The sequence below is a fragment of the Parasulfuritortus cantonensis genome, assembly GCF_004337445.1.
Taxonomy (GTDB): Bacteria; Pseudomonadota; Gammaproteobacteria; order Burkholderiales; family Thiobacillaceae; genus Parasulfuritortus; species Parasulfuritortus cantonensis.
Genome location: NZ_SJZB01000027.1, coordinates 19,796 through 44,781 on the forward strand (window position 1 = coordinate 19,796; position 24,986 = coordinate 44,781).

Below are 24,986 nucleotides of genomic sequence, written 5' to 3' on the forward strand. Positions count from 1 at the left end.
CAAGCCGTCCCGCCTGGGCTATCATTGCCCGCCTGAATCCGCCCTTCCGCCATGAGCAAGCCGAGCAAATCCACCCCGCCCAAGAGCTTCGAAGCCGCCGTCGCCGAGTTGGAAGGGCTGGTCGCGGCCATGGAGGCGGGCGACCTTTCCCTGGAGGACTCACTGGCCGCCTACAAGCGTGGCATGGAACTGACCGGCTACTGCCAGAAGACCCTGGCCGAGGCGGAACAACAGGTGCAGATACTGGAGAAAGGCCAGCTCAAGGACTTCGACCCCGAGGCGCCTGGCGGCCCGGAACAAGGATGACCGATTTCGCACTCTGGACGCGTGCCGTCCAGGCCCGCATCGAGGCCGCCCTGGCCCGCGCCCTGCCCGCCCCCGAACTGGAACCGAAGCGCCTGCACGAGGCCATGCGCTACGTCAGCCTGGGCGGCGGCAAGCGGGTGCGGCCCATGCTGGCCCTGGCCGCCGCCGAGGCGGTGGCTGCCGACTGCGCCCTGACCGAGGCGGCCGCCTGCGCCGTGGAACTGATCCACGTCTATTCCCTGACCCACGACGACCTGCCCTGCATGGACGACGACGACCTGCGCCGGGGCAAGCCGACCTGCCACGTCCAGTACGACGAGGCCACCGCCCTCCTGGTCGGCGACGCCCTCCAGAGCGCCGCCTTCGAGATCCTGGCCGAGGCCGGCGCGACCGCCGAGATGGTCGCCCTGCTCGCCCGCGCCGCCGGCTCGCGCGGCATGTGCGGCGGCCAGGCCGTGGACCTGGCCAGCACCGGCAAGCACCTCGACCTGGCCGAACTGGAGTTCATGCACATCCACAAGACCGGCGCCCTGATCCGCGCCGCCGTCCTGCTCGGCGCCCTGTCGAGCGGCCGACTGGCGGACGACCGGCGCGCCGCTCTGGAGCACTACGCCAAGTGCATCGGCCTGGCCTTCCAGGTCATGGACGACGTCCTCGACGCCGAGGCCGATACCGCCACTCTCGGCAAGACCGCCGGCAAGGACGCCGCCCAGGGCAAGGCCACCTACCTGACCCTGATGGACATCCGGGAGGCGCGCGGCTACGCCCGCGAGCTGATCGACGACGCCCTGGCCGCCATCGCGCCGTTCGGCGAACGCGGCCAGCGCCTGGCCGAGATCGCCCGTTTCATCGTCGAGAGGCAGTATTGAACGACTCCGTCCTTGACCGCGTCGGCGACCCGGCCGACCTGAAGTCGCTTTCCCGCGCCGAACTCAAGCAACTGGCCGGCGAGCTGCGCGAATTCATCATCGCGACGGTGGCCAAGACCGGCGGCCACCTGGCTTCCAACCTGGGCGTGTGCGAACTGACCGTGGCCCTGCACGCGGTGTTCGACGCCCCGACCGACAAGATCGTCTGGGACGTCGGCCACCAGACCTATGCCCACAAGATCCTCACCGGCCGGCGCGAGCGCATGGCCACCCTGCGCCAGACCGACGGCCTGTCCGGCTTCCCGAAGCGCGAGGAGAGCGAATACGACGCCTTCGTCGCCGGCCATTCCAGCACCTCGATCTCGGCCGCCCTGGGCATGGCCACGGCGGCCAAGCTGAAGGGCGAGGACTACCGCACCGTGGCGGTGATCGGCGACGGCGCCATGACCGCCGGCATGGCCTTCGAGGCGCTCAACAACGCCGGCGCCATGGACGCCAACCTGCTGGTCATCCTGAACGACAACGAGATGTCCATCTCGCCCAACGTCGGTGCCCTCAACGCCTACCTGACCAAGCTGCTCTCGGGCCGCTTCTACAATGCCGTGCGGCGGGGCAGCGAAAAGGTCCTGGCGCCCTTCCCGCCCATCCTGGAACTGGCCAAGAAGGCCGAGGAACACGTCAAGGGCATGATGACCCCGGGCACCCTGTTCGAGGAGTTCGGCTTCAACTACCTGGGCCCGATCGACGGCCACGACGTCGACGCCCTGATCGCCACCCTGACCAACATCAAGAAGCTGTCCGGGCCGCAGTTCCTGCACATCGTCACCCAGAAGGGCAAGGGCTACGCCCCGGCCGAGGAGAACCCCTGCGGCTACCATGGCGTCGGCAAGTTCGACCCGGCCGCCGGGCTGTCCGCCAAGGCGGGCGGCAAGCCGACCTACACCGAGGTGTTCGGCCAGTGGCTGAGCGACATGGCCGCGGCCGACGACGCCCTGGTCGGCATCACCCCGGCCATGGGCGAGGGCTCCGGCCTGACCGATTTCGCAGCCCTGTTCCCGGAGCGCTACTTCGACGTCGGCATCGCCGAGCAGCACGCCCTCACTTTCGCGGCCGGCCTGGCCTGTGCCGGCATGAAGCCGGTGGTGGCGATCTATTCGACCTTCCTGCAGCGCGCCTACGACCAGCTCATCCACGACGTCGCCCTGCAGAACCTGCCGGTCACGCTGGCGATCGACCGCGGCGGCCTGGTCGGCGCCGACGGCCCCACCCACGCCGGCGCCTACGACCTCAGCTTCCTGCGCTGCGTGCCCAACATGCTGGTCGCCGCACCGTCCGACGAGGCCGAATGCCGCATGCTGCTGTCCACGGCCTACCGGCACCCGGGCCCGAGTGCGGTGCGCTACCCGCGCGGCGTCGGCCCCGGGGCGCCCCTGCCGGAAGACCTCGAACCCGTGCCGGTCGGCCGCGGCGTCCTGCGCCGCCAGGGCGGCAAGGTCGCCATCCTGGCCTTCGGCAGCCTGGTACGTCCGGCCCTCGCCGTCGCCGAGCGGCTCGATGCCAGCCTGGCGGACATGCGCTTCGTCAAGCCGATCGACCGCGAACTGATCCGGCAACTCGCCGAATCGCACGACCATCTGGTCACGCTCGAGGAAAACACCGTCATGGGCGGTGCCGGCTCGGCCGTGGCGGAAGCCCTGGCCGACCTGGGCCTGGCCCGGCCGATCCTGCACCTGGGCCTGCCGGACCGTTTCGTCGAGCACGGCGACCCGGCCGTCCTGCTGGCCCGCTGCGGCCTGGACGCGGACGGCATCGAACGCTCGGTCCGCAGATTCATTTCCGAGTAGTGTACTCAACTATTGTGGGTGGCTTATACTTCGGCCGTCCATCGAACAGGAATACAGGTAATGAGTAACGGCAACTGCGACAGCGTCTGCGAGACCAACACCCCTTGTCCCAGCGACGCCATGCCGGACGTGCAGAACTATCACGACGCACGCCGGATCGCCATCGACAAGGTCGGCATCAAGGCCATCCGGCACCCGATCCGGGTCGCCGACCAGAACGGCGGCGTCCAGCACACCATCGCGACCTTCAACATGTACGTCTACCTGCCCCACCATTTCAAGGGCACCCACATGTCGCGCTTCGTCGAGATCCTCAACAGCTATGAGCGCGAGTTCTCGGTCGAGTCGTTCGAGGCCATGATGCGCCAGATGGTCGAGCGTCTGGAGGCCGAATCCGGCCACGTGGAGATGAACTTCCCCTACTTCATCAGCAAGAAGGCCCCGGTGTCCGGCGTCGAGAGCATGATCGACTACGACATCACCTTCATCGGCGAGATCCGGAACGGCGAATACATCCAGACCATCCGCGCCGTGGTGCCGGTGACCAGCCTGTGCCCCTGCTCGAAGAAGATATCCGACTACGGCGCCCACAACCAGCGCTCCCACGTCACCCTGACCGTGCGCACCAACAGTTTCGTCTGGATCGAGGATCTGGTCCGCTTCGCCGAGGACAACGCCTCCTGCGAGCTGTACGGCCTGCTCAAGCGGCCGGACGAAAAGTTCGTCACCGAGCGCGCCTACGACAATCCCAAGTTCGTCGAGGATCTGGTGCGCGACGTCGCGGCGGCCCTCAACAGCGACGAGCGCATCGACGCCTACGTGGTCGAGGCGGAGAACTTCGAGTCGATCCACAACCACTCCGCCTACGCCCTGATCGAGCGCGACAAGCAGGCCAAGGCGTAAGCCCGAAGCCGGACTACCCATGAAACCGGTCGCCATATTCCGCCACGTCGCCCACGAAGGCCCCGGCCGCCTGGGCGAGTTCCTCGACCGTCACGGCGTCGCCCGGCAGTTGATCGCGGTCGACCGCGGCGACCCGATACCGGAATCGCCGGCCGGGTTCGCCGGCCTGGTGTTCATGGGCGGGCCGATGAGCGTCAACGACGACCTGCCCTGGATCGCCCGCTCCCTGGCCCTGATCCGGGCCGCCGTCGCCGCCGACGTCCCGGTGCTCGGCCACTGCCTGGGCGGCCAGTTGATCGCCAAGGCCCTGGGCGGTGCCGTCACCGGCAACCCGATCAAGGAGATCGGCTGGGGCGAGGCCCAGGTGACCGGCGCGCCCGAGGCGGCGGCCTGGTTCGGCGACCTGCGCAGCTTCCCGGCCTTCCACTGGCACGGCGAGACCTTCTCCATCCCGGACGCCGCCGTCCGCGTCCTCGAGACGCCCTATTGCGGCCAGCAGGCCTTCGTCCTCGGCAAACACCTGGCGCTCCAGTGCCACGTCGAACTGACCGCGGAGATGATCGAGGAATGGTGCCAGGTCGGCGCCGACGAGATCGCCGCCGCGCAAAGCCCGGGCGTGCAGACGGTCGCGGCCATCCTGGCCCAGGCGCCCGCCAAGTTGCCGGCCATGGCCGCGGTCGCCGAGCGCCTGTACGGCCACTGGCTGGCCGGCCTGCGCCCCTGAGCCGGCGGCGCCGGCACGAATCCGGGCCACCGGCCCGCGCTTCATACTAAAATGGCGGCGGCCGGACGCCAGACGCCGGCCCGACACGTCGACACGGAACCCGCCCGCACCATGCACGGCTACACGCGATCCCGGCCCCGAGCCATCCTTTCCGGCAGCCTGCTGGCGGCCCTCCTGGGCGCCGCGCCGGCCGCCCTCGCCGCCCCCGGCGACTGCCCCGCCACCTGGCCGGCCTGGCTGCTGGCCGGCCTCGCCATCGCCCTCGCCATCGGGCTGACCAGCCGGCGTCGCCAGCCGCCGTCCCCGGCCGAAGCCACCCTGAACGCCCTGCCCGACGCCGTGATCCTGCTCGACCCGGCCGGCCGGCCGCGCTACCTGAACCCGGCCGGCAGCCAGATGTGCGGCGCCGGCCCGCAGGACGGCGGCGCGCCGGGCTGGCAGTTGCTCGACCACGACAGCCGGGCGCCGCTCCTCGATACCCTGCTCGCCCGGGCCCGGCGCGAGGGCCCCGCCCGCATCCCCGCCGGCACCCGTCTGCTCGGCAGCCATGGCCTGGAACTGGAGGTGGAGGGCTACTGCCAGCCGCTCCATGACGACGCCGGGGCGATCACGGACTTCCTCCTGCAACTGCGCGACGTCACCGAGGAAAGCGAATGGCGCCGGCGCCAGCCCGACCTATGGAACCGCGACCCGGTCTCCAACCTGCCGGGCCGGATATTCATGGAGAACCGCCTCAACCTGGCCCTGCTGAACCGGCGTGCCAGCGACCTGCCGATGACCTACATCCTGGTCCAGGTGAGCGGCCTGCGCGCGGTCTACGACAGCGCCGGCGGCGAGGCCGGCGACAGTCTGGTACGCCATCTGAGCGGCCTGCTGCATGCCAAGGTGCGCGATACCGACCTGGTCGCGCGCATGGCCGACGAAGCCTTCGCGGTACTCCTGGCGGCCTGTCCGGCCGAGGCGAGCCGGCGCATCGCCGGCAAGCTGCGCGCCAGCCTGGACGGTTTCCACTTCGAATGGGCGGGCCGCCGCCATGACATCCGGGCGACCCTCGGGGAGGTCGACGTACCCCCGTTCGCGGGCGGCCTGGACGAACTGCTGGCGACGGCACGCACCGGTACCGAGCCATGATCCTGGTCGCCGACATCGGGGGCAGCAACACCCGGCTGGCCCTCGCCGACGTAAGCCCGGACGGGGTCACGCTGCACGACCGCACGGCCTATGCCAACGCCGAGGCCACTTCCCTCGGCGATCTGCTGGCGCGCTACCTGGCCGACCGCCCGCGCCCCGAGCGCGCCTGCCTGGCCGTGGCCGGCCCGACCGACGGCCGCACGGTCGCCCTGACCAACCTGGACTGGCGCATCGATGCCGATGCCCTGGCCGGCGAATTCGGCCTGCCGTGCCGGCTGGTGAACGACTTCGAGGCGGTGGCCTGGGGCCTGGCCGCATTGACCCCGGACGGCCTGGCCAGTCTGCAGGACGGCCGGGCGGACGCCGGCGCGCCGCGCCTGGCACTGGGCCCCGGCACCGGCCTGGGCGTGGCCCTCGGCATCGGCGCCGGCGCCGGCTACCGCGCCCTGCCGGGCGAAGGCGGCCACATCGGCTTCGCGCCGACCAACGCCGAGCAGACCTCGTTGCTGCGCCACATGCAGGCGCTGTACGGCCGCGTCTCGGTCGAGCGCATCCTGTCCGGGTCGGGCATCGCCGACCTGTTCGCCTTCTGCCGGGCCGGGTCCGGGCGCCCGGTCAAGCGCGCACGCACGCCGGCCGAGGTGACCGACGCCGCCCTGGCCGGCAGCGACCCGATCGCCGCCTGGGCCATGCGCCTGTTCTGCCGCATCCTCGGCCAGACGGCCGGCGATCTCGCCCTGGTCGCCGGCGCCCGCGCCGGCGTCTACATCGCCGGCGGCATCCCGCCGCGCATCCTGCCCCTGCTCCAGGACGGCGAATTCCTGGCCGGCCTGCGCGACAAGGGGCGTTTCTCGGACTGGACGGCCGGCCTGCCGGTACACGTCGTCACCGACCCCGACGTCGGCCTCAAGGGCGCCGCCCTGGCGGCGCGCTGATCACGGCTCGATGCCGAGCCGCTCGATGCGGTAACGCAGGCTGCGGAAGGTGACCCCGAGCAGGCGCGCCGCCGCGGTCTTGTTGCCGCGGGTCTGCTCCAGGGCCTGGCTGATCTTGTCGCGCTCGACCTGGTCCAGGTAGTCCTGCAGGGCCAGGCCTTCGCCGGCGCTGGCCCCGGCGGTATCGCCGCCGAAGCGTTCCGGCGCCAGGTCGAGGTCGGCCACCTCGATGACCGCGCCGTCGCCGAGCGCGAGGGCACGTTCCAGGATGTTCTCCAGTTCCCGCACGTTGCCCGGGAAGCTGTACTGGCCGAGCGCCGCCAGGGCCGCCGGGGCGAGCCGGGCCGGGCCGCCGCCGACCCGCTCGATGATGAATTCGACCAGCGGCTCGATGTCCTCGCGCCGTTCGCGCAGGGCCGGCATGCGCAGGTCGATGACGTTGAGGCGGTAGTAGAGGTCGTGGCGGAAGCGGCCGGCGTCGACGGCGTCGGCCATGTCCTGGTGCGAGGCGCTGATGACGCGCACGTCGACCGGCTCCTCGGCCGTGCCGCCGACCCGGCGCACGCTGCGTTCCTGGAAGGCGCGCAGCAGCTTGACCTGCATGCTCATGGGCAGGTCGAGCACCTCGTCGAGGAACAGGGTGCCGCCGTTGGCGGCCTGGAAAAAGCCGTCCCGGTCGCTCTCCGCGCCGGTGAAGGCCCCCTTGCGGTAGCCGAAGAATTCACTCTCCATGAGGTTCTCCGGGATGGCGCCGCAGTTCACCGCCAGGAATGGCTTGCCGGCCCGGGGACCGAGCTCGTGGATCAGGCGCGCCGCGACCTCCTTGCCGGTGCCCGATTCGCCGGTGATGAATACCGGCGCCTGGCTGCGCGCCAGCTTCTCGGCCTTGGCCCGGATCTGGCGCATGGGCGGCGAATCGCCGATCAGGCGTGCCTTGCGGGGCCCGCCCGTCTCGTGGTGGGGCACCCGGAGCGCGGTGCGCACCAGGCTGCGCAGCTGCTCCAGGGAAACCGGCTTGGACAGGTAGTCGAAGGCGCCCGCCTTGAGCGCCGCCACGGCATTCTCGGCCGAACCGAAGGCGGTCAGCACGGCGACCGGGGTGAACGGCGCATGGGCACCGATGTGGCGGACGATCTCCAGGCCGTCGCCGTCCGGCAGGCGCATGTCGGTCAGGCAAAGGTCGTATTGCCGGGCGTTCAGGTGCGCGAGGGCGCTGGTCACGTCGGCGGCGCGCTCGACGTTCAGGCCCATGCGGGCCAGGGTGAGGTCGGCGAGATCGAGCAGGTCGGGTTCGTCGTCGACGATCAGGACGGTGGGAATCTGCGTCATCTCGCCATTTTAGCGGTCAGGCGGAAACGCGCACCCTGGCCCTGGCCCAGGCAGCGCAACTGGCCGTCGTTGGCCTCGGCCAGCTCCAGGGCGATGTACAGGCCGAGACCGGTGCCGGATTTATCGGTCGAGAAGAACGGCTCGAACAGGCGCAGACGCATCGCCTCGGGGATGCTGGCGCCGTCGTTGGCGATCTCGATCGCCACGCTGTCGCCGCTCGCGGCGTAGCTGAAGACGACGCTGCCGGGCTGGCCGGAACAATGCCGGCAGGCGTTGCGGCACAGGTTCCAGAGTATCTGGTGCAGGTGCAGGCGGTCGAACCAGACCGCCAGGTCGGCGCCCGGGTCGAGCCGGATCACGCCGGGGGCGACGCCCTCGGACTGCTGGTACTGGTGGACGAAGTCGGGCAGGAACTCGGCCAGCCGGATCGCCTCGCGGTTCTGGCGGTCGCGCCGGGACAGGGACAGGACATCCTCGACCAGGTAATTGAGGCGGCTGACGTTGTCCTCGATGATCCGGGTCAGGCGGGCCGCGCCGGGGTCGGCGCCGACGTCCTCGCCGAGCAGCTGGGCGGCATGGTTGATGGCCGAGAGCGGGTTGCGTATCTCGTGGGCCAGGTTCGCGGTCAGGCGGCCGAGCGCGGCCAGCTTCATCTGGGTCGCCTCCTGCTCGAGTTCGCTCATGTCCTCGACGATGACCACGGCGCCGGCACGCCGGTCGGGGCCGAGTTCGAGCAGGCGGTAGCGCAGCCGGACGCCGGCGTCGTTGGCCGCCAGCACCGCGGAACCGTTGCCCTGTCCGGACAGCCAGGCCTGCCAGGCGCCGGCCAGGTCGGCATGGCAGGCGGCCAGTTCGGCGCGCCCCGCCATCGGGCAGCCGAGCAGGCGCTCGGCCTGCTGGTTGTGTTGCATCACCAGGCCGTCGCCGGACAGGACCAGGATGCCGTTGGGCAGATCCTGGATCACCTTGGCGTTGATCCGGGCCAGCTCGGCCACCTCGCGGGTCTTTTCGCTCGCCGTGCGGGCGGCCCCGAGGGCGCCCTTGGCGAGGATATGGGAGATGCCCGCCACGGTGACGAAGCCGACCGAGAGCAGCGCGGCGCGCAGGTAGCCGCCGGTGGCGTCGTTCAGGGCCCCGCCGGTCAGGCCCTGCTCCACCAGCATGGCCAGGCTGGCCAGGGCCGGCAGGGCCAGCATCATGCGCGTGTTGGGGTGCAGGCCGGCGGCCGCCATGGGGACCGTGAGAACCAGGCCGAGACCGGTCTCGTTGCCGCCGCCGAAGTGCATGAAGGCGGTGATCAGCAGGATGTCGATGGCGAGCTGCAATTGCAGCTGGCGGCCGAAGTCGAGCAGGCGGATGCGGAGCAGGAAATGGAAGATCAGGGCGGCCGCGAGATAGCCGACGCCGAGCACCACCAGCAGGGGCAGCGGTCCCGGCTCGATGACGTGCAGACGCGACGAGAACAGCGCCGAAGCGGTGAAGAACACCGCGATGAACAAACGGAAGGCATTGAGCTGCTTGAGCGAGCGCCAGAAACTGTCGGGATAGAAGTCGGCGCCGGTCATGCCCGTGCGCTCAACCGAGGTCGCGGCGGCGGTGTTCTTCGCAGCAGTAGAAGCGGCCCTGGCTCAGGATCGCCTCGGAGCGCGGCAGGTTCACGCCGCACACCCGGCAACGCACCATGTCCTCGACCTGGGACCGCTGGCCGCCCTCCAGGTCCTGGCGGGGCCGGCCCATGTGCTTGAGCCAGAGCACGACGGCCCCGACCACGACGACGAGAAAGAGCAGCTTAGTCAACGTCGAGCCCGTTCTTGTGCGTTTCGTTGATGGTCATGAGCAGGCGCTGGAAGGGAATGAAGCGGCCGTACTTGACCACCAGGGGCATGAACGGCAGGTCCTCGCCGAACCCCCAGGCATAGCTGCCGCCGACCATGTCGTTGTAGATCTGGCGCACCAAGGCGTCGAGGTGCTCGATGAAGGGGCCGTACATCTCGGCGTTCTCCGGCTCGTACTCGAGGCCGGTACGGAATTCGTCGATCTCGTACACGGCCTGGTGCACCAGGTCGACGTACTCATCCACTGTCTTGGGGCGTTTCATGGCGGCGAATCTTCGGATTGCAGATACAAGGGCGCATTATGCGCGATAGCCGGCCGAAATGCAGGGCCGGCACGCCGCGGTTCCCCTGGCCCGCCGCTTGGCATAACCTAGCCGGCGGAAGCGAACGGCGTCCGACCGCCCTCGGCCGCCCGGAACCCGCGGAGGAAACCCACTTGCCGACCCGACCTGCCCGGACCCGGCGTCATCGCGCCCGGTCGAGCCTGACCATCGCCTGCCTGCTGTTGGCGGCGTGCGGGCGGCCGTCCGATCCGGCGCCCGTGCCGGAGGAATTCACCCTGCCGGCCACCCGGGGCGGCCTGGCCGGCCGCGTGCTCAAGGTCAGCCGGCTCGACGGCGACGGGCCCGGCTCGCTGCGCGCCGCGCTGGCGACGAGCGGCCCGCGCGTGGTGGTGTTCGAGGTCGGCGGCATCATCGACTTGGGGCGCCACGACCTGGAGATTCGCGAACCCGAAGTCACCGTGGCCGGCGAGACCGCGCCGGAGCCCGGCATCACGCTGATCCGCGGCGGCATCCGGATCACCGGCCACGACGTCCGCCTCAGCCACCTGCGGGTCCGCCCCGGCGACGCCGGCCAAGCCCCGGGCAGCGGCTGGCAACCGGACGGCATCAGCACCGACGGCGCCGGGGCCTACAACGTCGTGGTCGACCACTGCTCGGTCACCTGGGCGGTGGACGAGAACCTGAGCGTGTCCGGCCCCGTCGACGCCGCGCCGGAGGCCACCTCGCACGCGATCACCTACAGCAACAACATCGTCGCCGAGGGGCTCAGGCGGGCCTCCCACAGCAAAGGACCCCATTCCATGGGTTCGCTGGTACACGACAACTGCCGCGAGGTGGTCCTGGTCGGCAACCTGTATGCCCACAACGACACCCGCAACCCGCGCTTCAAGGCCGGCACCTCCGGCGTGGTGGCCAACAACCTGATCTACGACCCGGGCCACGCGGCCATCGTCCTCGGCCCGCCCACGAACGCCTCCGAAGGGCCGGCCGGCGCGCGCCCCCCGGCGCGGCTCAGCATCGTCGGCAACGTGTTGCGCCGCGGTCCGGACACGCGCCCAGGCCTGCCCCTGGTCGCCGGCCGCGGCCTGGCCTACCTGGACGACAACCGGGTCGACCGGCGCGACGGCAAACCCCACGAGCCGGCCCGGCTGGAACCGGCCCCGCTGGCCGGCAAGCCGGTCTGGGCGCGCGGCCTGACCGTGCTGCCCGCCGGCCAGGTGACCGAGTCGGTACTGCGCAACGCCGGTGCCCGGCCATGGCAACGCGACGCCGTCGACCGCCGTATCGTCGAGTCCGTGCGCGCCGCCGGCGGCCGCATCATCGACAGCCAGGACCAGGTCGGCGGCTATCCGGCCGCCGGCCCGAGCCGGCGTCCGCTCACGGTCCCGGAGGGCGACCTGGGGCCTTGGCTGGCCTCGTTCGTCCCGTCGGGCTGGCGCTGAGCGCGCCCTATTCCAGGTCGGCGCGCCGGTACAGCCGCGCCGGGCCCGGCAGGCGCCGGTAGTGCCCGACCAGGTAGGCATCCAGGTCGGGCCAGGCGAAGCGTTCCAGGAGGATCAGTTCCGGGCGCCAGACCGCCAGCGCGCGTGCCACCTCCGTGCCGGTCAGGCCACCGGTCTGCAGACGTTTCCAGGACACCACGGCGAGTGGCGGCGGCACCGCCAAGCCGGCGCGGAAGGCGTACATGGGCCGGTCGGTGTAGAGCCAGCGCACCCGTCCGGCGTAGCCGGAGAGCTGTGCCACCAGGGCGGCCTGGGCGGCCGTCACGGCAGTGTCCCGGGTCCGGAACGGGTAGGACTTCTGCAGCCGGGCCGACGAGTACGCCAGCGTGCCGACCAGCAGCAGGGTGACGGCGACGGCGGCACCGGCCATCCCGCGCGGCACGCCCTTGGCGACCAGACCGGCGTGGCCGGCCCGGGCGGCCAGGGTCACGGCATAGGCGGCCAGCAGGGCGGCCGGCAGGGTGGCCAGCAGGGTCAGGTGGTCCCAGACCGGCGCGTGCCCCGACAGTGCGATCAGTGCGCAGGCCAGCCAGCCGGCCGGATACAGGACCAGCTGATCGCCGCGCCGCCACCCCAGCACGGTCCCGAGCACGGCCAATGCGAACAACACCGGGACGATGCGGTAGCGGCCGACCTCGGCCAGGAACGAGAAATCCCGGAAGGCGGCCAGGGTGCGGGCCTGGACGTGGCCCGCGCTCAACTGTCCGTAGCCTTCGCCGGTCACGCTCGCGGCAAAAATGACCGCACCGACCAGACCGAACAAGGCCAGCCAGACCAGGGCCGGGCGCAGCCGCGCGCCGAACCCCGCGGACCCTGGCCGCTCGGCCAGGATCAGGACGAACACGATCACCGGCACCAGGACGACGGTGAAGGCCTTGGTGCCGACCGACAGCGCGAGCAGGCCGGCGGACAGGGCCAGGGCCGTCCGCGACCGGCGCCGGTGCCAGCCGACCAGGGCGGCCAGCGCCAGCATGGCGAGGGCCAGGGCCGGCAGGCCGATCATGATCGAAACGCTCAGGCGGGTGAAATAGGGCAGCACGCAGATCAGCGCGACGCCCAGGTGGCCGCAAGCCCGGCCGGCCAGCGCCGCCAGGAAGCGCCAGGCGGCCCAGAGCAGCAGGGCGGCAAAGGCCAGCACGGTCAGGCGGCCCACGTATACCGATGGGCCGAAACAGTCGAACACGGTGCTGAGCAGGAGCGTGAAGACGGGCGGCTGGTCGCTCCATATCTCCGCGTACAACCCGTATCCCTGGCCGACCAACATGGCCTTGATCAGGTTCAAGCCCTCGTCGCCGTCGAGCTCGAACGGTTCGTGGCCGTGCAGGCGCAGGGCCAGGACGATGAAATAGAGCAGCGGCAACAGCCAGCCGGCCAGACCGGCATACCGCTCGGGCGCCGCACCGCCCCGTTCCACGCCTGTCGTCATGATCCTGTCCCGCCACGCCATCGCGCGGCTATGGTAACCCACGCCCGCGCGGATCCCGATGACCCGGGGCGGGGCGGGAACCGGCACAGGCGCCGCCCGCTTCAGTCGAGGTGGTTTGCCTCGATCACCGTCTTAACCGACTTCCTCATGAGCTTGGCCAGGACGCCGTAGCCCTTCGCGGTCATGTGGTTGTCCGTCTGCCCGCCCTTCTTCATCTGCCATTCGCCCATCTGGACATGGTCGGCGTCCTTGGGCACGGCCCGGAACAGGCTGCCGTAGTAGACGGCGCCATGGCGCTCGGCCATCAGGCGTGCCTCGTCGTCGCTTTGCACGCGGCGGTTGGAAATCAGGATCGCGGGCAGGTGGTGGTCCTCGAGCCAAGCCAGGGACTTCTCCGTGTACTCGATCGAGGCCACGGAGTCGTTGGTGCTTTCCTGGAGGATGACGATCCGGGTCTTGTCCGTGACCTCGCCATGGATCAGGCGGTCGTAGATGTCGAAGGAACCGTTACCGTCGATGCCGGAATTCCTGACCGCGACGTCCAGGCCATCGGCGCGCAGGAGCGACTCGAGCTGCTCCGGATAGGAGCCGCCGGGCTCGACCCCCTTGCCGTTGGTCTGGCTGTCTCCGATGGCAAGGATCTCGAAGCTGCCCCCGCGGACACGGACGAACTGGCCAGGAACAAGGCAAGGAAGAAGGGGGCTGTTTTCATCACGGCTCCGGCTCGATGGGCGTCACGGCAATTTAGTATCGGGCCGGGGCGTTGACAACCGCCTGGCCGGCTCGGGCCCGCAACCGGCGCGCCGCCGCCACCATGTTGGCGAGCGCCGCCTCGGTCTCGGGCCAGGCCCGGGTCTTCAGGCCGCAATCGGGGTTGACCCAGAGCCGCTCGGCCGGGACGCGTGCGGCCGCCTTTTCCATCAGCCTCGCCATGGCCGCCACCTCGGGCACGTTCGGGGAGTGGATGTCGTAGACGCCGGGACCGATCTCGTTCGGATAGGCGAAGCCGGCGAAGGCGTCGAGCAGTTCCATGTTGGAACGCGCCGTCTCGATGGTGATGACGTCGGCATCCAGGTCGGCGATGGCGGCGATGATGTCGTTGAACTCCGAATAGCACATGTGGGTGTGGATCTGGGTCCGGTCCGCCACCCCGGCGCTGGCCAGGCGGAAGGCCTCGGCCGCCCAGGCCAGGTAGGCCTTGCGCCGGCCGCTGCGCAGGGGCATGGCCTCCCGGAAGGCGGGTTCGTCGACCTGGATGACGCCGATGCCGGCGGCTTCCAGGTCCCGGATCTCGTCGCGCAAGGCCAGGGCGATCTGGAAAGCCGTGAGGCGCCAGGGCTGGTCGTCGCGCACGAAGGCCCACTTCAGCATGGTGATGGGGCCGGTCAGCATGCCCTTCATCGGCTTGCCGGTGAGCGACTGGGCGTAGACGCTCCAGGCCACGGTCATGGCGGCCGGGCGCGCCACGTCGCCGTAGATGACCGGCGGCTTGACGCAGCGGGAGCCGTACGACTGCACCCAGCCGTTGCCGGTGAAGGCGTAGCCGTCCAGTTGCGCCCCGAAGTACTCCACCATGTCGTTGCGCTCGGCCTCGCCGTGCACCAGGACGTCCAGGCCCAGGCGCTCCTGGACCGCGACCGCGTGGCGGATTTCCGCGCGCATCGCCTCCTCGTAGGCCGCCCGGGCGATCCGGCCGGCCTTGAAATCGCGCCGGGCGGCGCGAATCGCGGCGGTCTGGGGAAAGGAGCCGATGGTGGTGGTGGGATAGAGCGGCAGTTGCAGCCAGGCGCGTTGGCACGCCGCCCGGGACGCATAGGGCGACCGGCGGCGGCTGTCCTCCGGTCGGACGGCCGCCAGGCGGGCGCCCACCTCGGCCCGGTGCACCCGGGCCGAGGCCCGGCGCGCGGCCAGGGCGGCGCGTGTTTCCGCGAGGGCCGCGGCGGCCGCCTCGCGGCCGTGGTCCAGGGCCTGTGCCAGGGTCGCCAGCTCGGCCAGTTTCTCGCGTGCGAAAGCCAGCCAGGGCTTGATCTCCGGATCGATCCCGGTGTCCGGCGCCAACTCCAGTGGAACGTGCAACAGGGAACAGGACGGCGCCAGCCAGAGCCGCTCGCCCAACCGGGCGCGGACCGGCGCCAGGCGGTCCAGGAGCGCGTCCAGGTCGGCGCGCCAGACGTTGCGGCCGTCCACGCAGCCGACCGACAGCACCTTGGTGGCCGGCAGCCAGTCGAGCGCCTGGACGAGTTCCTCCGGGGCGCTCACGGCGTCCACGTGCAGGCCGGCGACCGGCAGCTTGGCGGCCGTCGTCAGGTTGTCCTCCAGGGCGCCGAAATAGGTGGCCACCATGAGTTTGGGCCCGGCGCTCTGCAGCACGTGGTAGGCCCGCTCGAAGGCGGCCCGCCAGGCCGGCGCCAGGTCGAGTGCCAGGATGGGTTCGTCCAGCTGCGCCCAGGCCACGCCCTGGCCGGCCAGGCGCGCCAGGATCTGCCCGTATACCGGCAGCAGGCCGTCGAGGAGTTCGAGCTTGTCGAAGGCGCCCTGCGGCCGGGCCAGCCACAGCCAGGTCAGCGGCCCCACCATGACCGCCTTGGCGGCGTGGCCGAGGGCCTGCGCTTCGGCCACCTGGTCGAACAGATCGTCGCGTGCCAGGACGAAGCCTTGCCCCGGCGCCAATTCCGGGACGATGTAGTGGTAGTTGGTGTCGAACCATTTGGTCATGGCGCAGGCGAAAGCCGGTTCGCCGCGCGGCGCCCGCCCCCGTGCCATGCGGAAATAGGTGTCGATGTCGACCTCGCCGCCGGGCCAGGCGAACCGGGCCGGGACGACGCCCAGGCGGGCGGTCATGTCGAGGACCTGGTCGTACAGGGAGAAGTCGCCCACGGTCACGTAGCGGCAGCCGGCCGCTACCTGCATGTCCCAGTGCCGGGCACGCAGTTCACGCGCCCGGCCCAGGAGCGCGTCCCGGTCCGTGTCGCCCTTCCAGTAGCCCTCCAGGGCCCATTTCAGTTCGCGCCCGGCGCCCATGCGGGGCAGGCCCAGGGTATGGATGACAGTCATGCGATCAGCCTCGAAAAATGAAAGCGCGCAGTTTCAGGCCGGTGCAGAATGAAAACAAACGAAACGTTTTCAGTATTTGATGAGGATTTTTCATGATCGAACTACGCCACCTGCGTACCCTCGCCGCCCTCGCCGAGGCCGGCAGCCTGACCGCGGCGGCGGCGCGCCTGCACCTCACCCAGTCGGCCCTGTCCCATCAACTGAAGGAACTGGAAGAACGCCTGAATCTCAGCCTGCTGGACCGGGCCGCCCGGCCGCCGACGCCGACCCAGGCCGGCCGGCGCTTGCTGGAACTGGCGAACCGGGTGCTGCCCCAGGTGGACGAGGCGCTGGCCGACCTGCGCGGCTTGGCCGCCGGCCGGACGGGCCGGCTCTACATCGCCAGCGAATGCCACAGCTGCCTGGAATGGCTGCTGCCGCGGCTGCGCGGCTACCGGGACCGTTTTCCCGGCGTCGAACTGGACGTCGTCTTGTCGGCCAGCCTCGACCCGCTCCCGCGCCTGCAGGAGGGCGCCCTGGACGTGGTGCTGAGTCCGGACCGGCGGCCGCTGCCCGGCCTCGAATGGACGCCGCTGTTCGACTACGAGATGCGCCTGGTCGTGGCCGCCGGGCACCCGCTGGCCGGGTGCCCGGCGGTGCGGCCGGAAGATCTGGCCGAGCAAACCCTGCTGGTCTACCCGGTGGCGCGCCCGCGTCTGGACGTGTTCGCCCGCTTCCTCTGGCCGGCCGGCGTGGCGCCGGCGCGGGTGCGCGAGGTGGAGAGCACGGCCATGCAGGTCGAACTGGCCGCGCTCGGCCAGGGCGTCGCCGTGCTGCCCGATTGGGCCTGTGCCCACGGCGTGGCGGAAGACAGAATCCGGACGGTCCGGCTGGGCGCGGCCGACGGCCTGACCGGCCGCCTGCACGCCGCCGTGCGCGGCGCCGAGGCGCGCCTGGCCCACCTGGCCGGCTTCCTCGACGCCATCCGCTGACGCCCACGACGGACGGCGTTCCGCCGCCCGGACGGGGGGCGGATCAGCGCGCGCCGGCGGCCGGCGCCTCGGACTGGTCTGCCGGCTTGTGCGAGGCGTGGAAGGCGACCATGCCGCCCCAGATGCTCTTCTTGCAGCGGATGTCGGTGAAGCCGACCAGGCGGAACACCTCGGATAATTCCTCCGCCGTGTAGAAGTTCGCGATCGCGTGCTTGAAATAGTCGCGGCACTGCCTGGAGGTGGCGGTGGAGCGGAAGATCACCGCCGTCCAGGCCACCGAGAAGTGCAGGAACATCAGGTAGAACCGTTCGACCAGGCGGGACTTCGGCTTCAGCATGTCGCAGTGGTAGAACGTGCCGCCCGGCTTGAGGACCCGGCGGATCTCGGGCAGGACCTTGTCCAGTTGCAGGTGGCGCGAAGCCGCCTGCAGCGTGACGGCGTCGAAGCTGGCGTCCGGGAACGGCAGCGCGTGCACGTCGTCGACCACGCTGTCGATATGCACGCCGTAGCTGCGCGCCCTGCGCTGGCCTTCCTCCTGCATCTCCCGGCTGCGGTCGATGGCGGTCACGGCCAGGTCCGGGCGCCGGCGCAACAGCCGGATGCCGATGTCGTTGGTCCCGGCACAGACGTCCAGCACCTTGGCGCCGGCCGGCAAGTCCATGGTACCCAGGAACTGCCACACCCAGACTTCCCAGAGGCCGAAACTCGCCACCACGTTGCCCACCCGGTAATACCGGGGCACGTCCTTGAACACGTCGGGGATCAAGGCCTCCCAGGTATGCGAAAACAGGGAACGCCGCCGGTGCTCCCGTTGCTCGAAGCCAGCCGCAGTCATCGCCGTGGATTCAGTCATGCTCATCGTTCGCGCCACTCCTTATCGTACTGCCCGCCAGGGGCTGAAAAACGGCTGGGAGGGGTAAAGGCATGGCCGGCCCGACACCGTCTGCGACGGCAACGACGCGCCCCTGTCCGCCGGTTTCCCGGAGACCCCGCCCAAGCTGATTAATGATGACCATGGAGGCCGGTGGTCCGGCATCGCGGACACCGCCCCCGGCGCCGCTGCCACCGGAATTCGCCGGCACCGGCCGACGCCGGATTGCCGTCCTGCCGGCCTTCCGGCCGATCGGCAACCCCATGGTTGGTCCGCACTGTAACGAGCCCGACAAACGACCGTCAACCCTTGCCGGTCCGGCGGCCGCGCCGGCAACGCCCGGCAGGTGGTTGCCGGCGCAAAAAAAAACGGGGGCCGAGGCCCCCGTTTCGCAGTCGGCGTCGCCGCGCCTACTTGCCGGCGAACTCCTCCAGCCTGCGCGCCCGGATCACCTGGCCGTTGAGGCCGGCATCCTTGGCGGAGCCGCCGTAGGCCAGCACCATCAGCTGCGAGTAGTAGAGCACCGGCAGTTGGAACTTGGTGCCGTACTTCTTGTTGATCTGGCCCTGGTAGACCTCGGTGTTGGCCTGGCAAAGCGGGCACGGAGTGACCAGCATCTCGGCGCCGGAGTCGTAGGCGGCCTCGATGATGTCCTTGATCTGGGCCTGCGCCTTGTCCGGCTCCGAGAACGCCAGGGCGCCGCCGCAGCAGGTCACCTTCTGGTCGAACTTGGTCGCCTGGGCGCCCACGCTCTCGATCAGCTTGTCCAGGTACATCGGATTCTCGAACGACTCGCCCTGGATGCCGAACGGCCGGTTGGTCTGGCAGCCGACGTAACCGGCGATCTTCATGCCTTCGAGCGGCTTCTTGACGTGGCTGGCCAGCTCGGCATAGCCCAGGTCCTCGATCAGGACTTCCACCATGTGGCGGACTTCGGGAATCACCTTGAGGTTCAGACCGGCTTCCTTGAGCGCCTTGTTGGTGTCGTCCATGAGCGTGTTGTTGTGCTCCAGGCGCTCCTTGGATTCCCGCGAGCCGAGCCAGCAGGCGGCGCAGGTGGCGACGATGTCCTGGCCGGGCAGGTGCTGCTCGGACAGGGCGAAGTTGCGGGCGTTCATCGCCAGGCGCGGCAGTTCGCCGGCCTCGGCATAGCTGATGGAGGCGCCGCAGCAGTTCCAGTCCGGAATCTCGGTCATCTTGATGTCCAGGGTCTTGCACATCGAGTCGACCGAAACCAGGTAGTTGGACGCCGAGGCGCCCTTCTGGGACGAGCAGCCGGGGTAGAACGCGTATTCTTTCTTAGCCATCTCTAATTGCTCCTTAGGCCGCACGGCCCTTGCGCTGGTTTTCCAGTTCCTTGGCCTTGGCCAGCATGGCGTGGATGCCCTTGATGTCCTTGCACTTGTGGCCCCCGCCGATGGCTTCCATGACGTTCAGGCGCCCGGCCTTGACCAGCCCCAGGGCGACGTCCTGCATGGCCATGGCCTTCTTGATGCCGTCCATGATGCCGTCCTTGAAGTACAGGCTCTGGGTGAGCTGGACCTCGTTGACCCGGCCGGTCTTGGTGGCGTTGTTCCAGAAGGTCTGCGACAGGTGCAGGGTGGGCTGGTTCTTGGGCGCCCGGCCGATCCGGTAGGCATACTCGGCGATGCCGTGCATGATGTGGGTGATCGGCACCTTGCGCGGGCAGCGCACGTAGCAGTTGTAGCAGGACACGCACATCCACATGGACTGGGAGTCGAGCACCTCATCGCGCTTGCCGGCCCGGATCATCATGAAGAGCTCTTGCGGCGGGTGCTCCCAGCCCGGGTGGAAGTTGGTCGGGCAGGAACCGGAGCAGACGCCGCACTGCATGCACATCTTCACCCATTCGCCCATCTCGGCCTGTTCCTCGATCTCCTTGAGGAAGTTGTTCTTGTACTTGGCCGACATTTGCTGGTTCATATCGCTCATCGCTATCTCCTCACAGGCCCTTGAACGGCGACATGCCCATTTCCTGGATCTTGGCCGCGTACTCGTTGATCTTCTTCGGCAGCGTATCCACGTCGGTGATGGCGACTTCCAGGTCCATCAGGCGCTCGGTCTCCAGGTTCATGCCCTTCAGGGTGTCATACACCTTGGACATGCGGTAGCGGCCCAGTTCCGAACCCTTGACGAAGTGGCACTGGTACTGGTCGCCGTGCTTGCAGCCCATCAGCATGACGCCGTCGAAGCCGGAGTTCAGCGCGTCGGTGATCCAGATGGTGTTGACGGAGCCCAGGCAGCGCACCGGGATGACGCGCATGAACGGGTCGTACTCGTTGCGGTTCATGCCGGCCATGTCGAGGGCCGGGTAGGCGTCGTTCTCGCAGGCCAGGATCAGCACGCGCGGCTTCTCGGAGAACTCGTCCGGAATGTCCACGGCCTTGATCTGGGCGCCGACGGTGTTGACCGAGTAGTTCTCGAACGAAATCACGCGCACCGGGCAGGCGCCCATGCAGGTGCCGCAACGGCGGCAGCGCGACTCGTTGAAGAGCGGGAAGCGCTTCTCGTCCTCGTCGATGGCGCCGAACGGGCATTCCACGGTACAGCGCTTGCACTGGGTGCAGCCTTCCAGGCGGGCGGTCGGGAACGACAGGTCGCCGGCGCGCGGGTGGGCGGCCTTGCCGAGGCCGGCGTTCTCCATTGCCTGGATCGCCTTCATGGCGGCGCCGGTGGCGTCTTCGGTGGCCTGGGCGATGTCCATCGGCCGGCGCGTCGGGCCTGCAGCGTAGATGGCGGTACGGCGGGTCTCGTACGGGAAGCAGATGAAGTGGCTGTCGTTGAAGCCGTGCTTGAACTGCGGCATGTCCGGGCCCTGGCGGTAGTCCAGGTTGAGCACCGAGGTGGACATCATCTGGATGACCTGTTCCTTGGCGACCGCGGCCTTCTCGTCGCTGCCTTCGGCGACACGGTTGGCCTCGGACAGGGCGTCGAGGTCGGGACCGGTGGTCGGCACCATGCCGGTGGCCAGGACCACCAGGTCGGCGTCGGCGGAGGTGTCCTCGTTCAGGATCAGGTCCTTGAACTGCACCTTGCAGCCGTCCCCGCTGGTGCTGACGCCGGAGACCACGCCCTTGGAGAAGATCACGCCCTTGTTCTGGGCGGCGCGGTAGAAGTCCTCGTTGTTGCCGGGCATGCGCAGGTCGGTGTAGAGCACGACCGTGTCGACATCCGGGTTGGCGTCCTTGAAGTACATGGCCTGCTTGACGCTGGTGGCGCAGCAGTGGCCCGAGCAGTAGGACAGGTGCTCGCCGCTGGTGTCGCGCTGGCCGGCGCACTGGACGAACACCACGGACTTCACTTCCTTGCCGTCGGCACGCTTGATCGGGCCGCCGTTGGCCGCCTTGGCCAGGGCCTCGAGGCCCAGCTGGTCGACCACGTTGGCCTGGCCGCCGCCCAGGTGGGACAGCTTGTTGACGTCGTAGGGGGTGAAGCCGGAGGCCTGGATGATGGCACCGACGTCCTCGGTGGAGACGGCGCCGGACTCGACGGCGATGTCGGCCTTGAAGCGGCCGGGGGCACCGGCGGTCTTGGCGACGACGGCGTTCAGGTAGACCTTGATGTTGGCATCCGCGTCGATCTGGGCGACCAGGTCGGCAACGCCGTTGTCCATCGGGGCCTTGAACGGCTCGCGGTTCGGGATGCGCTTCCACAGCTTGGCGGCCATGCCGCCCAGGGCGCCGGTCTTCTCGACCAGGACCACCTTGTAGCCGGCCTTGGAGGCCTCGACCGCCGCGGTCATGCCGGACATGCCGCCGCCGACCACCAGCAGGGTCTTGCTGGTACCGGTGTTCTGGTTGCCCTCGGGCACCTTCATGGCCTTGACCTCGGCGCAGGCCATGCGGACGTAGTCCTCGGCCATCTCCTGGGTGGTCTCGCGGGCCTCGTCGGTGTCGGGACGGATCCAGATCACGCCTTCGCGCAGGTTGCCGCGGCTCATGGCGACGGTCGGGAAGTTGAAGGCCTCGGTCTTGGCGCGGCGCGAGCAGGCGCAGATGGCGACGTGGGTGACGGCCTCGTTGTCGATGTCGTTCTTGATCATCGCCACGCCGTCGGCGGAACAGAGGAAGGCGTGTTCGCGCACCAGGGCGATCTTGCCGTCCTTGGTGGCGGTCTTGACCAGGGCGGCGGCGTCCAGGCGGGTGCCCAGTTCGCAGCCGGTGCAGATGTAAGCAGCGTGTTTATCAGCCATTTCTTAAGCCTCCGCACGAGCGACTTGGTTGACCACCTGGATGGCGCGCAGGGCCGCCGCGGTGGCACTTTGCACCGCGCGGTTCACGTCCAGTGCGTTGGTGGCGCAGCCGGCGCCGAAGATGCCGGCATTGCTCGGGTCGGCCATGACGAAGCCGGAGGAATCGCCCATCACCTCGGCGGGGATGGCGACGTTCTTCACCGAGGGCTCCATGCCCACGGCCAGCACGACCAGGTCATGCGGCTCGGAGTAGCGCACGTAGCCTTCCGTGTTGACGCCCCACAGGCGCGGGTCGCCGTTCGTGTCCTCGGAGATGCGGGCCACCTTGGACTTGACGAAGGAGACGTTCGGGTTGGCCTTCACTTCCTGGTAGAAGTCCTCGAAGCGGTCGATGGCGCGGATGTCGATGTAGTAGACGGTCGACTTGCCCTCGTCGCCGTAGGCTTCCTGCACATACCGCGTTTGCTTCAGCGAGGCCATGCAGCAGAAGCGCGAGCAGTGGCGCAGGTGGTTCTCGTCGCGCGAGCCGGCGCACTGGATGAAGGCCACGTTCTTGGCCTCCTTGCCGTCGCTCGGACGGACGATCTTGCCGCCGGTGGGGCCGTGCGGGTCGGCCAGGCGCTCGAATTCGACGTTGGTGATGACGTTCTTGAATTCGCCGTAGCGGTAGGGGGTGATCTTGGCGGCGTCGTAGGGCTGCCAGCCGGTGGCCCAGACGATGGCGCCGGCGTTCAGGGTGACGACCTCTTCCTTCATGTCGAGGTCGACCGCGCCGTACTTGCAGGCGGCCTTGATGGCCTCGCCCTCGGCGGTGCCAACCACGGAGCCGTCGATCACGTAGCGCTGGGGATAGGCCATGTTGGCCGGCAGATAGGCGGCCTTGACCTTGCCCAGGTTGTAGTTGAAGGCGTCGGCGACCTCGCTGGTGGCGGCCTTGTTGCACTCGCCGCAGGCGGTGCAGCTCTCATTGACGTAGCGCGGGGCCAGCTTCACGGTGACGCTGTAGTTGCCCTTGTCGCCGGTGATGCCGGTGACCTCGGCCATGGTCAGGACCTGGATGCGCGGGTTGGCCTTGAGGCGGCGCAGGTTGATTTCCAGGCCACAGCTGGGATGGCACATCTTGGGGAAATAGCGGTACAGCTGCACGGTGCGGCCCCCGAGGTAGGGGTTCTTTTCCACCAGCACGACCTGCTTTCCGGTTTCCGCGGCCTCGAGTGCCGCGGTCATGCCGGCGATGCCGCCGCCCACGACCAGAATGGTCTGGTTGGTCGCCACAACAGACGTCATGTGTCGCCTCCAAAAGATACAAGACAAAAGAATCGGCACGTGGCCAAGGACCGGCCACGCGAAATGGGCTGAATGTTACCCGAGATACCCGGCCAGCGGACCACAAGCGCAATCGAAACTTCTTATGCACGAATAGACTCGCTAAATCGGACATTCGGCTAAGGATATGAATAGAAAGAAGAATCCAGGAGGCGCCCGGCACGCGGCCGGACGCGGCCGGCGGCCACCGGACGACGCCCGCGGGCCGCCGCGATTTACATGCTTTTACCCCAAGCCGCGGCGCCGAAACACGTCGCGCGCGAGCCTCCCCCTAGAATCGTCGGACCCCCTCATCCAGGAGCCTACGCCATGGCACACCGTCTCCTCGCCACCCTCCTGCCGGCCGCCATTTTGCTGGCCGGCTGCTGTGCCGGTCCGGGCGGCCGCGGCGGCCCGCCCGGCGGCGCTCCGATGACCGACTCCGGCGACGGCAGCCGGCGTTCGGTGAGCGTGCGCGGCGGCGCCGGCTACGTCCTCGAGCAGACCGAGCGGCAGCTCGCCGAGACGGCCGCCGCCCTGCACCTGACGGCGCGCCAGCAACTGCTCTGGGAGACCTACCAGGTCCGGGTCGGGCGCCTGGTGGCCGACCAGACGCGGGTCGACCTGAACGCACCGATCCGGCGCGGCGCCCCGGCCGAGATCGACGCCAAGGTGGACACGGTGCGCAACCGCCTGGCCGCCATGGAGGACATCGCCGAGTCGGCGCGGGCGCTCTACGCGACCCTCGACGACGACCAGAAGGCCGTCGCCGACCAACGCCTGGCCGGCACGGTGCCGGCCCTGTACTCGGGTCTGGTTGGCAGCTTCGAGGCCGGCGACCGGCCGGAACGCCCGGAGCGGGGTGCCCCGGGCGGCCCCGGCGGCATGCCGCCGAGTCGCTGGTGACGGCTCAGACGTGCACGCTGGCCGGCCTGACGTTGCAGGCCTCGCCCGGCTCGGCCGGCACGTCGTAGATATCGAAGCGGAGGTTGTCGAGGTCGGCCAGGATATAGGTCGGCGACTTGCCGACCCCGCCGACGGTCCCCGGATTGACCAGCCAGGTGGTGCCGCCCTTGACGTTGGCGACCGGCCGGGTGCTGACCCGGTGGTCGTGGCCGCAGCAGACGATGTCGTAATCGCCGGTCAGGGCCATGCCCTCGGCATAGTGCGGGTAATGGACCATGAACAGGGTGCGGCCGCCCAGGTGCAGGACGGCGTCCTGGCCGTGGTAGCGCACCACGCTGTCGGGCTCGTGGGCAAGCTGGTGCATGACGTGCATGTCGCCCATGTTGTTGCCGTGGATGGCATGCACGGGCAGGCCGAAGCGCTTGAGCACCCTGAGGGTGGTCGGGGCGACGATGTCGCCGCAATGGAGGATCGCCTCGACCCCGCGACCGACCGCGTCCTGCACGGCGTGCTCGAGCAGCCGGCGGTTGTCGTGGGAATCGGAGACGATGCAGAGCTTCATGGTCGGGGCGGACGGC

The 24,986-nt window shown here is 69.5% G+C and carries 24 protein-coding genes; 11 read left to right on the forward strand and 13 right to left on the reverse strand.

All coding sequences use genetic code 11. The features are described from left to right. The first annotated feature begins 51 nt into the window (after positions 1-51). From EZJ19_RS06910 to glk, 7 genes are all read left to right on the forward strand, one after another. Entirely contained in the window at positions 52-306 is a 255-nt protein-coding gene (locus EZJ19_RS06910) for an exodeoxyribonuclease VII small subunit (RefSeq protein WP_131445983.1), read from the forward strand. Then, entirely contained in the window at positions 303-1,175 is an 873-nt protein-coding gene (locus EZJ19_RS06915) for a polyprenyl synthetase family protein (RefSeq protein WP_131445985.1), read from the forward strand. Before EZJ19_RS06910 ends, EZJ19_RS06915 begins: the two co-directional genes overlap by 4 nt. Beyond that, a complete protein-coding gene (gene dxs, locus EZJ19_RS06920; protein WP_131445987.1) occupies positions 1,172-3,019 on the forward strand; it encodes a 1-deoxy-D-xylulose-5-phosphate synthase in 1,848 nt (615 codons plus the stop codon). The genes EZJ19_RS06915 and dxs overlap by 4 nt, the downstream gene beginning before the upstream one ends. Before the next feature lie 120 nt (positions 3,020-3,139). Next, positions 3,140-3,922, forward strand: a complete 783-nt coding sequence (gene folE2, locus EZJ19_RS06925) for a GTP cyclohydrolase FolE2 (RefSeq protein WP_131446173.1) — start codon at positions 3,140-3,142, stop codon at positions 3,920-3,922. Positions 3,923-3,941: 19 nt separating this feature from the next. Beyond that, positions 3,942-4,646, forward strand: a complete 705-nt coding sequence (locus EZJ19_RS06930) for a type 1 glutamine amidotransferase (protein WP_131445989.1) — start codon at positions 3,942-3,944, stop codon at positions 4,644-4,646. Between the two features lie 51 nt (positions 4,647-4,697). Then, on the forward strand, positions 4,698-5,777 hold the full coding sequence (locus EZJ19_RS06935) for a diguanylate cyclase domain-containing protein (RefSeq protein WP_131445990.1): 1,080 nt from the start codon (positions 4,698-4,700) through the stop codon (positions 5,775-5,777). Continuing rightward, positions 5,774-6,712: a glucokinase gene (gene glk / locus EZJ19_RS06940; protein ID WP_131445991.1), complete on the forward strand. Its 939-nt coding sequence runs from the start codon at positions 5,774-5,776 to the stop codon at positions 6,710-6,712. The genes EZJ19_RS06935 and glk overlap by 4 nt, the downstream gene beginning before the upstream one ends. Here glk and EZJ19_RS06945 read toward each other — a convergent pair whose 3' ends face one another. From EZJ19_RS06945 to EZJ19_RS06960, 4 genes are read right to left on the reverse strand one after another with little or no spacing between them, the layout of a single operon-like run. Beyond that, positions 6,713-8,041, reverse strand: coding sequence for a sigma-54-dependent transcriptional regulator (locus tag EZJ19_RS06945; RefSeq protein WP_131445993.1), 1,329 nt, complete (start codon positions 8,039-8,041; stop codon positions 6,713-6,715). Continuing rightward, positions 8,038-9,606 carry a two-component system sensor histidine kinase NtrB gene (locus EZJ19_RS06950; RefSeq protein WP_131445995.1) on the reverse strand — a complete coding sequence of 523 codons (1,569 nt, stop codon included), beginning with the start codon at positions 9,604-9,606 and terminating at the stop codon, positions 8,038-8,040. Before EZJ19_RS06950 ends, EZJ19_RS06945 begins: the two co-directional genes overlap by 4 nt. A 10-nt stretch (positions 9,607-9,616) precedes the next feature. Beyond that, positions 9,617-9,838: a PP0621 family protein gene (locus EZJ19_RS06955; protein WP_131445997.1), complete on the reverse strand. Its 222-nt coding sequence runs from the start codon at positions 9,836-9,838 to the stop codon at positions 9,617-9,619. Further along, on the reverse strand, positions 9,831-10,139 hold the full coding sequence (locus tag EZJ19_RS06960) for a hypothetical protein (protein ID WP_131445999.1): 309 nt from the start codon (positions 10,137-10,139) through the stop codon (positions 9,831-9,833). The genes EZJ19_RS06955 and EZJ19_RS06960 overlap by 8 nt, the downstream gene beginning before the upstream one ends. A 173-nt stretch (positions 10,140-10,312) precedes the next feature. Here EZJ19_RS06960 and EZJ19_RS06965 point away from each other — a divergent pair, with 173 nt between their 5' ends. Continuing rightward, positions 10,313-11,602 carry a pectate lyase family protein gene (locus EZJ19_RS06965; RefSeq protein WP_206199353.1) on the forward strand — a complete coding sequence of 430 codons (1,290 nt, stop codon included), beginning with the start codon at positions 10,313-10,315 and terminating at the stop codon, positions 11,600-11,602. A 7-nt stretch (positions 11,603-11,609) separates the two neighbouring features. On the opposite strand, the gene EZJ19_RS06970 is transcribed toward EZJ19_RS06965, so the two are convergent. Both EZJ19_RS06970 and EZJ19_RS06975 read right to left on the reverse strand, forming a co-directional pair. After that, positions 11,610-13,088, reverse strand: coding sequence for a glycosyltransferase family 39 protein (locus tag EZJ19_RS06970; protein WP_165873502.1), 1,479 nt, complete (start codon positions 13,086-13,088; stop codon positions 11,610-11,612). A 101-nt stretch (positions 13,089-13,189) separates the two neighbouring features. Next, a complete protein-coding gene (locus EZJ19_RS06975; protein WP_131446003.1) occupies positions 13,190-13,504 on the reverse strand; it encodes a hypothetical protein in 315 nt (104 codons plus the stop codon). 57 nt (positions 13,505-13,561) lie between these two features. Between EZJ19_RS06975 and EZJ19_RS06980 the strand changes: the two genes are divergently transcribed. After that, positions 13,562-13,855 (forward strand): hypothetical protein, encoded by a 294-nt coding sequence (locus EZJ19_RS06980; protein WP_131446005.1) that lies wholly within the window; start codon positions 13,562-13,564, stop codon positions 13,853-13,855. Here the strand turns inward: EZJ19_RS06980 and metE are convergent. Then, positions 13,833-16,142: a 5-methyltetrahydropteroyltriglutamate--homocysteine S-methyltransferase gene (metE, locus tag EZJ19_RS06985; RefSeq protein ID WP_131446007.1), complete on the reverse strand. Its 2,310-nt coding sequence runs from the start codon at positions 16,140-16,142 to the stop codon at positions 13,833-13,835. The genes EZJ19_RS06980 and metE overlap by 23 nt on opposite strands. A gap of 92 nt (positions 16,143-16,234) precedes the next feature. On the opposite strand from metE, the gene EZJ19_RS06990 reads away from it, so the two are divergent. Beyond that, positions 16,235-17,113: a LysR substrate-binding domain-containing protein gene (locus EZJ19_RS06990; protein WP_131446009.1), complete on the forward strand. Its 879-nt coding sequence runs from the start codon at positions 16,235-16,237 to the stop codon at positions 17,111-17,113. A 43-nt stretch (positions 17,114-17,156) separates the two neighbouring features. On the opposite strand, the gene EZJ19_RS06995 is transcribed toward EZJ19_RS06990, so the two are convergent. The 5 genes from EZJ19_RS06995 to EZJ19_RS07015 all read right to left on the reverse strand — a co-directional run bounded on the left by EZJ19_RS06995 (position 17,157) and on the right by EZJ19_RS07015 (position 23,484). Next, the gene (locus tag EZJ19_RS06995) at positions 17,157-17,972 is read right to left on the reverse strand and encodes a class I SAM-dependent methyltransferase (protein ID WP_131446011.1); all 816 of its coding nucleotides are present in this window, start codon (positions 17,970-17,972) and stop codon (positions 17,157-17,159) included. Positions 17,973-18,394: 422 nt separating this feature from the next. Next, on the reverse strand, positions 18,395-19,291 hold the full coding sequence (locus tag EZJ19_RS07000) for a CoB--CoM heterodisulfide reductase iron-sulfur subunit B family protein (protein WP_131446013.1): 897 nt from the start codon (positions 19,289-19,291) through the stop codon (positions 18,395-18,397). Between the two features lie 13 nt (positions 19,292-19,304). Next, positions 19,305-19,937, reverse strand: coding sequence for a 4Fe-4S dicluster domain-containing protein (locus EZJ19_RS07005; protein WP_240754691.1), 633 nt, complete (start codon positions 19,935-19,937; stop codon positions 19,305-19,307). 10 nt (positions 19,938-19,947) lie between these two features. Then, complete coding sequence (locus EZJ19_RS07010; RefSeq protein WP_131446015.1) at positions 19,948-22,197, reverse strand: hydrogenase iron-sulfur subunit; 2,250 nt, start codon at positions 22,195-22,197, stop codon at positions 19,948-19,950. Positions 22,198-22,200: 3 nt separating this feature from the next. Continuing rightward, positions 22,201-23,484, reverse strand: a complete 1,284-nt coding sequence (locus EZJ19_RS07015; RefSeq protein WP_131446017.1) for a CoB--CoM heterodisulfide reductase iron-sulfur subunit A family protein — start codon at positions 23,482-23,484, stop codon at positions 22,201-22,203. Positions 23,485-23,832: 348 nt separating this feature from the next. Between EZJ19_RS07015 and EZJ19_RS07020 the strand changes: the two genes are divergently transcribed. Then, the gene (locus tag EZJ19_RS07020) at positions 23,833-24,408 is read left to right on the forward strand and encodes a hypothetical protein (RefSeq protein ID WP_131446019.1); all 576 of its coding nucleotides are present in this window, start codon (positions 23,833-23,835) and stop codon (positions 24,406-24,408) included. 4 nt (positions 24,409-24,412) lie between these two features. Here EZJ19_RS07020 and EZJ19_RS07025 read toward each other — a convergent pair whose 3' ends face one another. After that, complete coding sequence (locus tag EZJ19_RS07025; protein ID WP_131446021.1) at positions 24,413-24,970, reverse strand: metallophosphoesterase family protein; 558 nt, start codon at positions 24,968-24,970, stop codon at positions 24,413-24,415. Between the last annotated feature and the right edge of the window lie 16 nt (positions 24,971-24,986).

Excerpts from the sequence above, each read along its gene's own strand:
- EZJ19_RS06960 (WP_131445999.1), bottom strand. The coding sequence starts at position 10,139 with ATGAAACGCCCCAAGACAGTGGATGAGTACGTCGACCTGGTGCACCAG.
- EZJ19_RS06995 (WP_131446011.1), bottom strand. The coding sequence starts at position 17,972 with ATGAGCATGACTGAATCCACGGCGATGACTGCGGCTGGCTTCGAGCAA.
- EZJ19_RS06990 (WP_131446009.1), top strand. The coding sequence starts at position 16,235 with ATGATCGAACTACGCCACCTGCGTACCCTCGCCGCCCTCGCCGAGGCC.
- EZJ19_RS06950 (WP_131445995.1), bottom strand. The coding sequence starts at position 9,606 with ATGACCGGCGCCGACTTCTATCCCGACAGTTTCTGGCGCTCGCTCAAG.
- folE2 (WP_131446173.1), top strand. The coding sequence starts at position 3,140 with ATGCCGGACGTGCAGAACTATCACGACGCACGCCGGATCGCCATCGAC.
- EZJ19_RS06970 (WP_165873502.1), bottom strand. The coding sequence starts at position 13,088 with ATGACGACAGGCGTGGAACGGGGCGGTGCGGCGCCCGAGCGGTATGCC.
- EZJ19_RS06915 (WP_131445985.1), top strand. The coding sequence starts at position 303 with ATGACCGATTTCGCACTCTGGACGCGTGCCGTCCAGGCCCGCATCGAG.
- EZJ19_RS06910 (WP_131445983.1), top strand. The coding sequence starts at position 52 with ATGAGCAAGCCGAGCAAATCCACCCCGCCCAAGAGCTTCGAAGCCGCC.
- EZJ19_RS07015 (WP_131446017.1), bottom strand. The coding sequence starts at position 23,484 with ATGACGTCTGTTGTGGCGACCAACCAGACCATTCTGGTCGTGGGCGGC.
- EZJ19_RS06945 (WP_131445993.1), bottom strand. The coding sequence starts at position 8,041 with ATGACGCAGATTCCCACCGTCCTGATCGTCGACGACGAACCCGACCTG.
- EZJ19_RS07010 (WP_131446015.1), bottom strand. The coding sequence starts at position 22,197 with ATGGCTGATAAACACGCTGCTTACATCTGCACCGGCTGCGAACTGGGC.
- EZJ19_RS06935 (WP_131445990.1), top strand. The coding sequence starts at position 4,698 with ATGGCGGCGGCCGGACGCCAGACGCCGGCCCGACACGTCGACACGGAA.
- EZJ19_RS06980 (WP_131446005.1), top strand. The coding sequence starts at position 13,562 with ATGGATCAGGCGGTCGTAGATGTCGAAGGAACCGTTACCGTCGATGCC.
- metE (WP_131446007.1), bottom strand. The coding sequence starts at position 16,142 with ATGACTGTCATCCATACCCTGGGCCTGCCCCGCATGGGCGCCGGGCGC.
- EZJ19_RS07000 (WP_131446013.1), bottom strand. The coding sequence starts at position 19,291 with ATGGCTAAGAAAGAATACGCGTTCTACCCCGGCTGCTCGTCCCAGAAG.
- EZJ19_RS07025 (WP_131446021.1), bottom strand. The coding sequence starts at position 24,970 with ATGAAGCTCTGCATCGTCTCCGATTCCCACGACAACCGCCGGCTGCTC.
- EZJ19_RS07020 (WP_131446019.1), top strand. The coding sequence starts at position 23,833 with ATGGCACACCGTCTCCTCGCCACCCTCCTGCCGGCCGCCATTTTGCTG.
- EZJ19_RS07005 (WP_240754691.1), bottom strand. The coding sequence starts at position 19,937 with ATGAGCGATATGAACCAGCAAATGTCGGCCAAGTACAAGAACAACTTC.
- glk (WP_131445991.1), top strand. The coding sequence starts at position 5,774 with ATGATCCTGGTCGCCGACATCGGGGGCAGCAACACCCGGCTGGCCCTC.
- EZJ19_RS06930 (WP_131445989.1), top strand. The coding sequence starts at position 3,942 with ATGAAACCGGTCGCCATATTCCGCCACGTCGCCCACGAAGGCCCCGGC.